Source organism: Bacillus massilinigeriensis, assembly GCF_900117315.1.
Lineage (GTDB): Bacteria > Bacillota > Bacilli > Bacillales > Cytobacillaceae > Bacillus_BE > Bacillus_BE massilionigeriensis.
The window spans coordinates 1,662,174-1,673,920 of the sequence record NZ_LT630337.1 but is presented as its reverse complement, the minus strand read 5'-3'; the positions used below and the strand labels follow the sequence as shown (position 1 = coordinate 1,673,920).

At 39.0% G+C, this 11,747-nt stretch carries 14 protein-coding genes; 13 read left to right on the top strand and 1 reads right to left on the bottom strand.

Going from position 1 to position 11,747, the window contains the following annotated elements; genetic code table 11:
• Positions 1-15 precede the first annotated feature (15 nt).
• The 7 genes from BQ6100_RS08355 (at position 16) to BQ6100_RS08325 (ending at position 5,459) form a co-directional block, all read left to right on the top strand.
• Entirely contained in the window at positions 16-228 is a 213-nt protein-coding gene (locus BQ6100_RS08355; protein ID WP_075981236.1) for an acetyl-CoA carboxylase biotin carboxyl carrier protein subunit, read from the top strand.
• 12 nt (positions 229-240) lie between these two features.
• On the top strand, positions 241-1,158 hold the full coding sequence (locus BQ6100_RS08350; RefSeq protein ID WP_075981235.1) for a hydroxymethylglutaryl-CoA lyase: 918 nt from the start codon (positions 241-243) through the stop codon (positions 1,156-1,158).
• Entirely contained in the window at positions 1,155-1,949 is a 795-nt protein-coding gene (locus BQ6100_RS08345; protein WP_075981234.1) for an enoyl-CoA hydratase, read from the top strand. The genes BQ6100_RS08350 and BQ6100_RS08345 overlap by 4 nt, the downstream gene beginning before the upstream one ends.
• A 39-nt stretch (positions 1,950-1,988) precedes the next feature.
• A complete protein-coding gene (locus tag BQ6100_RS08340) occupies positions 1,989-3,527 on the top strand; it encodes an acyl-CoA carboxylase subunit beta (RefSeq protein ID WP_075981233.1) in 1,539 nt (512 codons plus the stop codon).
• A gap of 131 nt (positions 3,528-3,658) precedes the next feature.
• Entirely contained in the window at positions 3,659-4,873 is a 1,215-nt protein-coding gene (locus BQ6100_RS08335) for an acyl-CoA dehydrogenase family protein (protein ID WP_075981232.1), read from the top strand.
• A gap of 107 nt (positions 4,874-4,980) precedes the next feature.
• A complete protein-coding gene (locus BQ6100_RS08330) occupies positions 4,981-5,169 on the top strand; it encodes a hypothetical protein (protein ID WP_075981231.1) in 189 nt (62 codons plus the stop codon).
• Between the two features lie 5 nt (positions 5,170-5,174).
• Positions 5,175-5,459 (top strand): GIY-YIG nuclease family protein, encoded by a 285-nt coding sequence (locus tag BQ6100_RS08325; RefSeq protein WP_141770140.1) that lies wholly within the window; start codon positions 5,175-5,177, stop codon positions 5,457-5,459.
• A 74-nt stretch (positions 5,460-5,533) separates the two neighbouring features.
• Here BQ6100_RS08325 and BQ6100_RS08320 read toward each other — a convergent pair whose 3' ends face one another.
• On the bottom strand, positions 5,534-6,175 hold the full coding sequence (locus tag BQ6100_RS08320; RefSeq protein WP_075981229.1) for an endonuclease III domain-containing protein: 642 nt from the start codon (positions 6,173-6,175) through the stop codon (positions 5,534-5,536).
• Between the two features lie 159 nt (positions 6,176-6,334).
• On the opposite strand from BQ6100_RS08320, the gene BQ6100_RS08315 reads away from it, so the two are divergent.
• The 6 genes from BQ6100_RS08315 to BQ6100_RS08290 all read left to right on the top strand — a co-directional run bounded on the left by BQ6100_RS08315 (position 6,335) and on the right by BQ6100_RS08290 (position 11,671).
• Positions 6,335-6,868: a DinB family protein gene (locus BQ6100_RS08315; RefSeq protein WP_390622403.1), complete on the top strand. Its 534-nt coding sequence runs from the start codon at positions 6,335-6,337 to the stop codon at positions 6,866-6,868.
• Positions 6,869-7,014: 146 nt separating this feature from the next.
• A complete protein-coding gene (locus BQ6100_RS08310) occupies positions 7,015-7,818 on the top strand; it encodes a VOC family protein (RefSeq protein WP_084780288.1) in 804 nt (267 codons plus the stop codon).
• A 232-nt stretch (positions 7,819-8,050) separates the two neighbouring features.
• Complete coding sequence (locus BQ6100_RS08305) at positions 8,051-9,526, top strand: NAD(P)/FAD-dependent oxidoreductase (protein ID WP_235816505.1); 1,476 nt, start codon at positions 8,051-8,053, stop codon at positions 9,524-9,526.
• Positions 9,511-10,377: an FAD-dependent oxidoreductase gene (locus BQ6100_RS08300; RefSeq protein WP_075981228.1), complete on the top strand. Its 867-nt coding sequence runs from the start codon at positions 9,511-9,513 to the stop codon at positions 10,375-10,377. The genes BQ6100_RS08305 and BQ6100_RS08300 overlap by 16 nt, the downstream gene beginning before the upstream one ends.
• The gene (locus BQ6100_RS08295) at positions 10,374-10,823 is read left to right on the top strand and encodes a CoxG family protein (RefSeq protein ID WP_075981227.1); all 450 of its coding nucleotides are present in this window, start codon (positions 10,374-10,376) and stop codon (positions 10,821-10,823) included. The genes BQ6100_RS08300 and BQ6100_RS08295 overlap by 4 nt, the downstream gene beginning before the upstream one ends.
• Positions 10,824-10,903: 80 nt before the next feature.
• Positions 10,904-11,671: a DeoR/GlpR family DNA-binding transcription regulator gene (locus BQ6100_RS08290; protein WP_075981226.1), complete on the top strand. Its 768-nt coding sequence runs from the start codon at positions 10,904-10,906 to the stop codon at positions 11,669-11,671.
• The last annotated feature ends 76 nt before the right edge of the window (positions 11,672-11,747 follow it).

Genomic DNA, 11,747 nt, shown 5'->3' with positions numbered 1-11,747 from the left:
AAAGGGGATAGGAAAATGACAAAAGTGGAAGCAGGAATGGCTGGAAGTGTATGGAAGGTATTGGTTAAAGAGGGGGAAAAGGTAACAGCCGGTCAGGAGGTTATTATCCTTGAATCAATGAAAATGGAAATACCAGTAAATGTTGAGGTAGAAGGGACCATAGTGAAGATTCACGTTCAAGAGGGGGATTTTGTAAACGATAACGACATTGTCATTGAGGTTGAGTAGGAGGTTAAATCTTTGAAACTACCAAAACAAGTGATGATAAGAGAAGTAGGACCGAGAGACGGCCTTCAAAATGAGAAGCAAATACTTTCAACCGAAGATAAAATCTCCATGATTAACTCATTATCAGAGACTGGCTTGTCCTATATAGAGGTTAGCTCCTTTGTCCATCCGAAATGGATCCCACAACTCAGTGATGCATCTGATGTGCTAAAAGGTATTACGAGAAAAAATGGGGTGACCTATGCAGCCCTAGTGCCAAATTTAAAAGGGCTGGACCGAGCATTAGAGGCTAATGTCGATGAAGTCAGTGTCTTTATGTCTGCTAGTGAAGGTCATAATATGGCCAATATCAATAAAACTATTAGCGAAACCTATCTAGTTCTTCAAGAGGTAGTACAGGAAGCAAAGATGGCGGGAAAGAGTGTAAGAGGTTACGTGTCAACGGTAATCGCCTGTCCAATCGATGGTCCTGTAGCACCTCAGCAAGTAAGGGAGGTTGTCGATCATTTGTTTTCCATGGGAGTTGATGAAGTCTCCTTAGGTGAAACGATTGGTGTCGGTGTTCCTAATCAGGTCGAACGTTTGCTTGAGGAACTCCTTCCACATTATGAATCTAGTAAACTAGCTCTTCATTTTCATGATACAAGAGGTACAGCATTAGCCAATGTGGTAAAAGCATTAGAAATGGGAATTACGATTTTTGACAGTGCTGTAGGAGGTTTAGGGGGATGCCCATATGCCAAAGGGGCATCAGGAAATGTGGCTACCGATGACCTTCTCTATTTACTCCACGAGATGGGAATAGAAACTGGAGTGGACCTAGGTAGACTATTAAAGTCAGCACAACTACTTGAGGGGATTCTTGGAAAACCACTAAATAGCCGTCAGATGGAGATTTTGCGAAATGAAGGGAAGGAGCGAATCTCATGAACAATCAAAGTTGGAAAACGGTGTTAGTCGAAAAGGGGAATGACGGGATTGCCATTATTACGCTCAATCGCCCTGAGGCTGCAAATGCTTTCTCGCGTCAAATGCTTACTGACCTAAATGATTGTTTCAATACGATTAAAAATGATTCCACGGTTCGGGTTGTTATCTTGACTGGTTCGGGTGATAAAGCCTTTTGTGCAGGGGCCGATTTAAAGGAACGTAAGGAAATGGATGACGATGAAGTTAAGCAAATAGTCCGTTTGATTGGTACGACTGTATCAGAAGTTGAGGCCTTGCCACAGCCTGTCATTGCTGCAATGAATGGGGTTGCATTCGGAGGAGGTCTCGAGCTTGCACTTGCTTGTGACTTAAGAATCGGTGCAATGGAAGCAAAGTTTGGTTTAACCGAAGCATCCCTAGGTATTATTCCAGGGGCTGGAGGAACTCAACGGCTTCCTCGTCTAATTGGACGTGGAAGAGCGAAGGAACTCATCTTTACGGCAAAACGCCTGTCTGCCAGTGAAGCAGAAGGGATTGGAATCCTAGAATATGTAGTTCCAAGAGAGGAATTATTGGATAAAGCTCTAGAACTCGCAATTGCCATAGCTAAAAATGCGCCACTTGCTTTAGTTCAAGCAAAGGCTGCCATCAACAAGGGAGTGGAAGTGGACCTTGCAACCGGGTTGAAAATCGAGGAACTTGCCTACAACGCATTAATCCCAACTAAGGATAGACTAGAAGGCTTGCTTGCTTTTGCAGAAAAACGCCCCCCACAATACAAAGGCAAATAAGGGGATATGGTGTCAGGCACCTTGAGAAGGAGGAAAAGGATGAAAGAAACAGAAGTACAATCAGAATACGAAATCAAAAAGAGTTCCATTTTAAAGGGTGGTCACGAGAAATATCATCAAAAGAATCAAGAACAAGGGAAACTATTTGTACGTGAAAGACTAAGCCTTTTATTTGACAATGGTCTAGAGACAGAAGATGGAGCATTTGCCAATGTTTTGGTCGGTGAACTCCCTGCAGATGGTGTGATTACAGGGATTGGAAAAATACATGGGCAAACCGTATGTGTAATGGCAAATGACTCTACTGTCAAGGCTGGATCCTGGGGGAAATTAACGGTTGAGAAGATTATCCGAATACAGGAGACTGCAGAAAAGCTGCGCTGTCCAATGATTTATCTTGTCGATTCAGCAGGTGCCCGAATTACGGATCAGTTGGAAATGTTCCCTGGCCGTCGTGGAGCTGGTCGTATTTTTTACAATCAGGTCAAATTATCCGGCAAAGTTCCACAAATTTGTTTATTGTTTGGTCCATCAGCTGCAGGTGGTGCCTATATTCCTGCGTTCTGTGATATTGTTGTCATGGTTGAGGGCAATGCATCCATGTATCTTGGTTCACCTAGAATGGCTGAAATGGTGATAGGTGAAAAGGTTACCCTTGAACAAATGGGTGGTGCAAAAATGCATTGCTCCGTTTCTGGATGCGGAGATGTACTAGTAAAAAGTGAAGAAGAAGCGATTCAATATGCCCGCAAATATTTAACCTATTTTCCTAACAATTATTCGGAAAAACCTGCAAAAAAAGAACCAAAAGCTCCAGCAGCTTGTGAAAAGACAATTGAGGAATTAATACCGAAAAATCAAAATGCCCCATTTGATATGTACCAGCTTATCGACCGTCTAGTTGATGAAGGCTCTATGTGTGAAATTAAAAAGCTTTTTGCGCCTGAATTAATCACGTGCCTTGCGAGGATTGAGGGACAACCTATAGGAATCATTGCGAATCAGCCAAGAGTCAAAGGCGGGGTATTATTCCATGATAGTGCAGATAAAGCCGCAAAGTTTATTAATCTTTGTGATGCTTATCATATCCCACTATTATTCCTTGCTGATGTCCCAGGTTTCATGATTGGTACAAATGTTGAAAAAGCAGGAATCATTCGTCATGGTGCCAAAATGATTTCGGCGATGAGTGAAGCAACCGTTCCAAAAATGACGGTCATTGTCCGTAAGGCCTATGGTGCCGGTCTATATGCAATGGCAGGTCCAGCTTTTGAACCGGATTGTTGTATAGCTCTTCCATCTGCTGCCATTGCAGTTATGGGACCAGAAGCAGCAGTCAATGCTGTATATGCAAATAAAATAGCTGCATTACGTGATGAGGAAAGAACTGCATTTATTATGGAAAAGCGCGAGGAATACCAGAAAGATATTGATATTTATAGGCTTGCTTCTGAATTAATCATAGACGATATCGTCGAACCCAATCGACTTAGAGAAGAGCTTGCAGCACGTTTAGAAGTCTATCTGTCTAAATATGTAGTCTTCTCAGAACGAAAACATGGTGTTTACCCAGTGTAATAAAAATCAAAAAACATGAATAAATCAGATTTAAATGACTCCTTTTTGTGTAGTTACAGATTATTTTCTGGACTTTTGCAAAAGGGAGTTTTCTTCAATCAAATGTTAAAAAAATTTAGGGAGGAAAGCACATGAATTTTGAATTAACAGAAGAACAAGTAATGTTGAGGAAAATGGTTAGAAGTTTCGTAGATAAGGAGATTATGCCTAATATTAGGGAATGGGATGATCAAGCCTACTTTCATGCGGGTATATTAAAAAGATTGGCGGAATTAAATTTAATGGGAGTTTGTATACCAGAAAAGTATGGTGGCAGTGGAATGGATTATAATTCCTTAGCCATTGTATGTGAAGAACTTGAAAGGGGAGATACGGCCTTTCGTACAGCCGTTTCCGTACATACAGGGCTCAATAGCTTAACTTTGCTGCAATTTGGAACGGAGGAGCAAAAACAAAAATACCTTGTTCCACAAGCAAGGGGAGAGAAGGTTGGTGCGTTTGGTTTGACGGAGCCAGGGGCGGGCTCTGATGTTGCCTCCCTATCAACAACAGCTGTACTAGATGGTGATGATTATATATTAAACGGTTCTAAAACATGGATTTCTTTATGTGACTACGCCGATCATTTTCTTGTGTTCGCATATACAGATAAAGAAAAAAGACATCATGGAATTTCGGCTTTTATTGTCGAACGAACAATGACAGGATTTTCATCGCGGGCAATTAAAGGAAAACATGGAATACGTGCAGGAAATACCGGGGAATTATTTTTTGACCATGTACGGGTACCTAAGGAAAATCTTCTCGGTCGTGAAGGGGAAGGCTTTAAAATCGCTATGGCAGCCCTTGATAACGGTCGATTTACGGTTGCAGCAGGCGCTGTTGGATTGACCATGGCTTGTTTAGAGGCTAGCGTGAAATACTGCCATGAACGTAAAACCTTTGGTAAAGAAATTGGTAAACACCAGCTTGTTCAACAAATGATTGCTCGAATGGAGGCAGGTTTACAAACAAGTAGACTACTAGTTTATCGAGCAGGGGAATTGAAGAATCAAGGAAAAAGAAATACAAGAGAAACTTCTTTAGCCAAATGGATGGCCTGTGATTTTGCCAATAAAGCGGCAGATGACGCAGTTCAAGTTCATGGGGCATATGGTTATTCAAGTGAATACCCAGTTGAACGTTATTTGCGTAATTCCAAAGCACCAGTTATCTATGAGGGAACGCGTGAAATTCATACGATAATGCAGGCAGAGTATGTGCTTGGATATCGAGATGATAAGCCTCTTGAGCAGCCATTACCATCCTGGCCGTTTGAATGTGATAAAGAAATGGTTAATAAGTAAGAAAGTGGAGCGAGTTGAAAATACTCGCTCTTTATTTAATGATAAGAGAGTATTAAAGCCTGTTACACCACAGCCGTTAAAACTGTGGATTTTTGGGAAAATCCCAAATGGAAATTTTAAACAACGGAACCAGTGTCGGTTTATCAAATTTGGGGCAACCTAAGCTCACAGGAACGGACACAGGATCCGCTAAATCACAAAAACAGCTCCAAAAAGGTAGCTTACGGACAGAGGTTCCGTTATTGTTCGAAAATAGCTCGGAATTCCTATCAAATGGATTAATTAGCGGAACGTGAAACAAATGCAGGATTGGAAAACAGCATTGGAAAATGTGAAGGGAGTCTATGTTATTTTTGACAAAAAGACAGGAAAAAAATATGTTGGCTCCGCATATGGTGAATCAGGTATATGGTCGAGATGGGAGCAATATATATCAAATGGACACGGTGGTAATAAAGAACTTGTTAAGCTAATGAATGATAAAGGCCATGACTACGCAAAGGAAAACTATAAATTTACGCTCCTAGAATATCATCCTATGTTTACTCCAGATGAAAAAATCATATTTAGAGAGAATTTCTGGTAGGATGCATTGCTTTCGAGAGGGACCTTTGGGTACAATAAAAATTAACAAATAATAACAAATTTGCAGTGACCTTTCTAATCGTATCTCCTCATACATATTTCAAGTAGGGGACACTCTGGGCAGACGGGATTGGTTTTGCAATACCTTTTGGCATGCTCAACGAGAAGCGCATGAAATTCATTATAGAGCTTAAGGTTCATTGGAAATTTCTTTTCCACTTGATTTCTAAATGCATCATATGATTTAGGCATATCATACCCGAGACGATAAAAAATTCTACGAGCATAAGCATCTACGACAAAAATGGGTTTATCAAAAGCATAAAGTAAGATCACATCTGCCGTTTCATGACCGATTCCATGAATGTTTAATAGTTTGCTACGTAATTGTTGTTTCTCTATTTTTTTTACTAAATCGATATTGTAGTCATACATTTTGAACCATTCTAGGTAGGACTTAATTCGATGTGCTTTCATATTATAGTAGCCGCTTGGTCGAATAAGCTCTGCAAGATCCTGGGTTGATAATTTTTCAATCGACTCGGCATTTAAATAGGGCTTTAGATTGGATAGGGCTTTATCAACATTTCGCCAGTTTGTATTTTGAACTAAGATCGCTCCAATCATCATTTCTAAAGGTGTCTCCGCTGGCCACCAGCCTTGCGGACCATAAGAGTTAAATAATTTGTTGTATATTTGAAGAGAGTTGTGCATCATTTTAATTATCCCCGTGATTTTATTAGAGTAATTTTGACATATAAGATGGATAGCAACCAGCATGTTAAAAACCGATCATCATAATTTACTTTTATTTTACTAAAAAACCATGTGAATCGATAATTGAAAATCTTTCAAGAGAATAAAGGAGTGATGGAGATGGGAAGACCAGAAGAACATGAATACTCAGCATACTTTTCAAAATATATAAACTCAATCCCGGATGGGGATATTATTCAAATTCTACAACAGCATTCGGAGGAAATGAACCAATTCCTTAATAAGTTTTCTGAAGAACAAGCATTATTTAAATATGCTGAAGACAAATGGAGTATAAAAGAAGTTGTCGGTCACGTGATAGACACAGAACGGATTATGGCATACCGCCTTCTTTGTATTGCTCGAGGTGAAACCGTGTCGCTTCCAGGCTTCAACGAAAATACTTATGTTCAAAACGCTGATTTTAATCGGTATACCATTCAAGAATTACGAGAAGATTTTGCAGTTGTGCGTAAGGCAACTCTTCAATTGCTTAAACGATTAGAGCCTAAAGCATGGTTAAGAGAAGGAACAGCAAACAACTCTCTAGTGACAGCTCGTGCCATTGCCTATATTATAGCTGGACATGAGCTTCATCATCGGAATATTATTAGCAATCGATATATGCAATCTGATATGTTTCCGTTAATCTGAATAACTATGGACCTAGCAAAAGAATTGTCTCTCTTATGCGATATTTTGCTATTTTAGTATTATTGCAAAGAGTATGGGCCTTATTCCATTCACGTTTGGATATGGTCATTCAAATGAATTTCGTGCTTTTTGGAGGGGAGTAATCGGTGAATCTTGAACTCGATCATATTGTCCATTATGTCAAAGACCCAGAGTTTATGCAGAAGTCATTCTCCAATTTAGGTTTTTCCACGGTAAAAGGAGGAAGACACCTAAATTGGGGAACCTATAACAGTCTTTGCTATTTTTCAAATGGTTGTTATTTAGAATGGATTGGTATAGACAACATTGATATTGCTAAAAATTCAGAAAATCCCCTCATCAAGCAAATAGTTGAAGATGAACAACTAGGAGAAGGCTTCACTCAGGTTGCCTTTCGGACAAATGAAATCAACCTACTAGCAACCAGATTGAAAGAAAAGGGACAAGAGGTGATTGGACCTGTTCCAGGATGTCGAAGGAGAGAGGATGGCTCCCTTATCGAATGGTCGATGCTGTTTCTTGCTCAGGCTCCACATGAATGTAGGTATCCATTTTTTATACAGTGGGGGGAAGAAGATGCAGAACGTCGAGCCCAAATTCAGCCACTAACCGAGCACAAAGTGGGCCTTGCGAAAGTAAAAGCTATTTATTTTGCTGTTCAAGATAGCAAAACTATTGCTGATGAATGGGGATCTTTATTGGACATCGAAAAAATGATATCTTTTAAGATTGAGAATTGGAACGCCATAGGCTATCAGCTAGATGTTGGTGGAATTGAAGTGAATTTTTGTGAACCGATAGGGGATGGATTGCTCGAAAAAGAGATGATCAAACGTGGCCAGAAACCCTTTATGTGTGAAATCTCAAATATTAATATTAGTGGCAAACAAGAAATATCCGGAGGAAGGTATTCCTTAAAAAAACAATAAAACAAAATCATTGAGCAGGTGCTGTAACTGATAAAGTTACAGCACCTGCTTTTTTGGTATAGGTATTGTAATAGGTTGATGGAAAATGTTATATTTTGTTTCGTTTTGTTGTATTTTTTCTTTTGTGAATATATTGATTTGGAGATAAAAGCCTATTAAAACAAGGGGATGTATGAAATTATTAAATTTTTTAACATTTATATTGACATAAATGGGTATTAATTGGATAATAATGTTACAAAAAGAAACAAAAGGAAACAAAAGAGAAAAAGAAAAGGAGCTATCCAATATGCAAGCAAGCGTAAAAGATGTTGTTGTGATTGGTGGTGGTATTGTTGGTACATCAATCCTAAGAAAATTAGCGTTTTATGAGCTTGATGTTATGTTGGTTGAAAAACAACCAGATATGTGTGAAGGGTCAAGTAAGGCAAATAGCGGAATCATTCACACAGGATTTGATGCACCTCCGGGAACGATAGAAGCAGAATGCTTGAAACGTTCAAGAACTCTCTGGCCAAAACTTGTAGAGGATTTGAAAATACCTTTTATTTCATGTGGTGCAGTGATGGTTGCAACAAATGCAGAGGAAAAAGAAATCATCGAAAAAAAATACATTCCTAACGCAAAAGCAAATGGAGTTGAAGTGGAATGGGTGGAAAAAGAAGAACTATTAGAGGTCAATCCAGCGGTTACTAAAAATGCAATTGGTGGATTAATCATACCAGATGAAGCGATATGTGATCCTTTTACAGCCACTCGTTCCAATGCTGAACTTGCGGTATTAAATGGAGCCAAGGTTCTTTTGGGTAATGGTGTTGTAGGTATTGAAGAGCAAAATGAAGGTTTAAAGGTAATTTTGGAAAATGGAGAAGAGATTCTAACAAAATATGTTGTGAATGCAGCTGGGCTTTATTCGGATCAAATCGCTAGATTCATAGGAGACCAAAGTTTTTTGATTACACCAAGAAAAGGTCAATTTATGTTAACGGAAGAAACAATTGAAATCTCACAAGTCATTCTCCCGGTTCCAACCGCAAAATCTAAAGGAACACTGATTTCTCCAGTCGCCTTTGGAGGATTTCTATTAGGGCCGACTGCAGAGGATCAAGAAGACAAGGAAGATCGTTCGACCACTAGAGAAGGAATGGATCTAGTTTTAGAAGGTTGTGAAAAGCTTATTCCTAACATTAGAAACTTTGATACGATTCGTCAATTTGCTGGGGTTAGGGCCGTATGTAGTGAAGGGGACTTCGTCATTCGATCATCCCATCTTAACAAGCGAATGGTTCATGCAGCTGGAATACGCTCAACTGGTCTTTCATCTTCACCAGGAATCGCTGAAATGGTTGCAGAACAGCTTGAATTAGCAGGCTTGGAGCTAGTCGAAAAAGTGAATGTCATTAATGAAATCCCAAATCTATTCCAAGATTCACAAGAAGGGGATATCGGTGAGATCGTTTGCCTATGTCGCTCGATTTCAAGGGGAGAAATAAGAGACTCATTAAATGGACCAATCCCACCTAAGACCATTGATGGCATTAAAAGACGCACAGGGGCTACTCTTGGGGAATGTCAGGGAAATTGCTGCATTCCCAAAATCATCGATCTACTTGATGAATATGGAAAAAACACCGAGCCTCCTTTAAAAGGATTGCAAAATTCTTATATCACTTTAAGAGGGGAGGGGAATACATGTATTACGAACTAGTCATCGTAGGAGCAGGTTTAACTGGATTAAAAACTGCCATTATTACTCATGATTTAAAAATTAATAATGTTCTAATTGTAGATTATGAAAAAAGGAAGGGGGGATTTGGATCAAGCCTTTTTGAAAGGGAAGAGTTCCAAGCGGAAAGGGAAATCCTCAAGGAATCATTAAACCTCCCGTATGAATTTTGGCCTCAATCGACTGTGATAGGATTTTTTGCAGGAGAGAACGGTGAAAATCATCAAATCAGTATTCAGACACCAACCGGTACAAAAGAAGTGGAAGCCAAAAGAGTATTTTTCTGCACTGGCTCTCTTGAGAAACCTCGAGAGGCTCATCAAATTGCAGGTTCACGTCCTGCGGGTGTTATGACTCCTTTAATGGCATTGGGGTTAATAGAAAGGAATAGACTGCCGGGATTCAAATGTTTGGTAGTTGAAAATGGCAAGATTTCAAAGGCAGTCGCCAATATACTAGAAGAAAAAGGCTGCATTGTACAGAGGGTACCTGCCGAGCATTATACCATTAAAAATATTAAGGGGAATTCCCGTTTAAATGAGGTAGAAATACAGGATTCAGAGACGGGGGACCTTCACAATTATTCATGTGATACATTGATTTTTAGTGAAGGGAGGATCCCTTGTACATTCTATTTAAAAGGTACGAACATTAAACGAGACCCAAATCACTTTATTATGATTGATGAATATGGAAGAACCAATGTTAGTGGTGTCTTCGCATTTGGAACATGTACGAATCATGCAGAAACCTTTTATTATTCTTTAAATCAAACTAATAATCTACTAAAAGAAATATTAGTAGGTGAAAAAATTAGGAGGCTATTTTATTGAAGGCAACAGATTCATTTATGATCCAAGCTGATAAATCAAGTGTTTGGTCGATTTTTATGGATGTAGAAAAATTAGCTAGTTGCGTTCCAGGGTGTAGGGATATGAAGGTGATTAGTGAAAATGAATATGAAGCAAATATGGAGGTAAAAACGAGGTTTATGAAGATTCAATTTCTGGCAAACGGTGTTTTAAAGGACGCGATTGAAGGTGAAGAACTAAATGTGGAAATGATTGGAAAACCCTTCAAACTTGCCGGGTTGTTTAAAGCAAAGATGAAAATTCGATTGGAAGAGGTGGAGGAAAAGAAAGTAAAGGTCATATATTTGATGGATTTACAAATGACAGGAAGACTAGCTTCTTTAGGTGACATCCTAATGAAGGGGACTGTAGAAAAATCGGCTGAAGAATTTGCTGAGAATGTTCAAGCATTGTTTCTGCACGCTTAAAAGGAATCGATTTCTATATCAAACCTGCTAAGAAGTTCCAGTTATAGTATAATTTAAAAAAACAAGTTTTAGGTGATATCATGTTGCAGGAAGAGCGTCATAAACAAATATTGGAGCAATTAGAAGAAAATAATACAGTCAGAATTTCAGAGCTTTCAGAAAGCTTAGGGGTAACCAAACAAACGGTTCGCAGAGACCTGTCAGAGCTTGAAAAAGCAGGATTTATCAAAAAAGTACATGGTGGTGCCATACTTAATAGAACAAATATCGAGCCATCCTATTCGAAAAGAGAGAGCACAAGTGTGATTGAAAAGGAACTTATTGCAGAGAAAGCGGCCGAATTCGTTGAGGATGGAGATGCCATTTTTCTTGATATTGGTACAACCACGTTAATCCTTGCGAAAAAATTAAAGTCAAGGAAAAACTTAACGGTAATAACCAATTCATTGCTTGTAGCTTTGGAATTTGCTCATTCCCCCGAAATAAAGGTCATTCTTAGTGGTGGTGAACTAAGGGGAGAGGAGCTATCATTATCTGGTCCAATCAGCACCAAAAGCATGAATGATATTTTTATAGATAAAGCCTTCATTGGTGTTGGAGGATTGGCGATAGAAAGTGGTTACACGGATTACCATTTAGGTGAAGCGGAATTTCGAAGAATCATGATTAAACACTCAAAAAGAAGCTTTGCTTTAGCAGATTATTCAAAAATGAATATCATTGCTATTTATAAGACGGCAGAGCTAGAGGAAGTAGATGTCCTCATTACGGATAAAAATTCACCTGCAAACTTAGTCAGTCATTTAATAAAGAATGGCGTTGAAGTCATTACATTGGACTTAAACTAGTAGATCAAACCTTAAAACTTTGAAGAAGCGGATCAGTGTATTACGATAGAAAAACCTATTGGCCTAAAGAGAAATC

Bases quoted from the DNA above. Each gene is read 5' to 3' on its own strand.
- BQ6100_RS08355 (WP_075981236.1), top strand. From the start codon at position 16: ATGACAAAAGTGGAAGCAGGAATGGCTGGAAGTGTATGGAAGGTATTG.
- BQ6100_RS08345 (WP_075981234.1), top strand. From the start codon at position 1,155: ATGAACAATCAAAGTTGGAAAACGGTGTTAGTCGAAAAGGGGAATGAC.
- BQ6100_RS08340 (WP_075981233.1), top strand. From the start codon at position 1,989: ATGAAAGAAACAGAAGTACAATCAGAATACGAAATCAAAAAGAGTTCC.
- BQ6100_RS08335 (WP_075981232.1), top strand. From the start codon at position 3,659: ATGAATTTTGAATTAACAGAAGAACAAGTAATGTTGAGGAAAATGGTT.
- BQ6100_RS08330 (WP_075981231.1), top strand. From the start codon at position 4,981: ATGGAAATTTTAAACAACGGAACCAGTGTCGGTTTATCAAATTTGGGG.
- BQ6100_RS08325 (WP_141770140.1), top strand. From the start codon at position 5,175: ATGCAGGATTGGAAAACAGCATTGGAAAATGTGAAGGGAGTCTATGTT.
- BQ6100_RS08320 (WP_075981229.1), bottom strand. From the start codon at position 6,175: ATGATGCACAACTCTCTTCAAATATACAACAAATTATTTAACTCTTAT.
- BQ6100_RS08315 (WP_390622403.1), top strand. From the start codon at position 6,335: ATGGGAAGACCAGAAGAACATGAATACTCAGCATACTTTTCAAAATAT.
- BQ6100_RS08305 (WP_235816505.1), top strand. From the start codon at position 8,051: ATGTTACAAAAAGAAACAAAAGGAAACAAAAGAGAAAAAGAAAAGGAG.
- BQ6100_RS08300 (WP_075981228.1), top strand. From the start codon at position 9,511: ATGTATTACGAACTAGTCATCGTAGGAGCAGGTTTAACTGGATTAAAA.
- BQ6100_RS08290 (WP_075981226.1), top strand. From the start codon at position 10,904: ATGTTGCAGGAAGAGCGTCATAAACAAATATTGGAGCAATTAGAAGAA.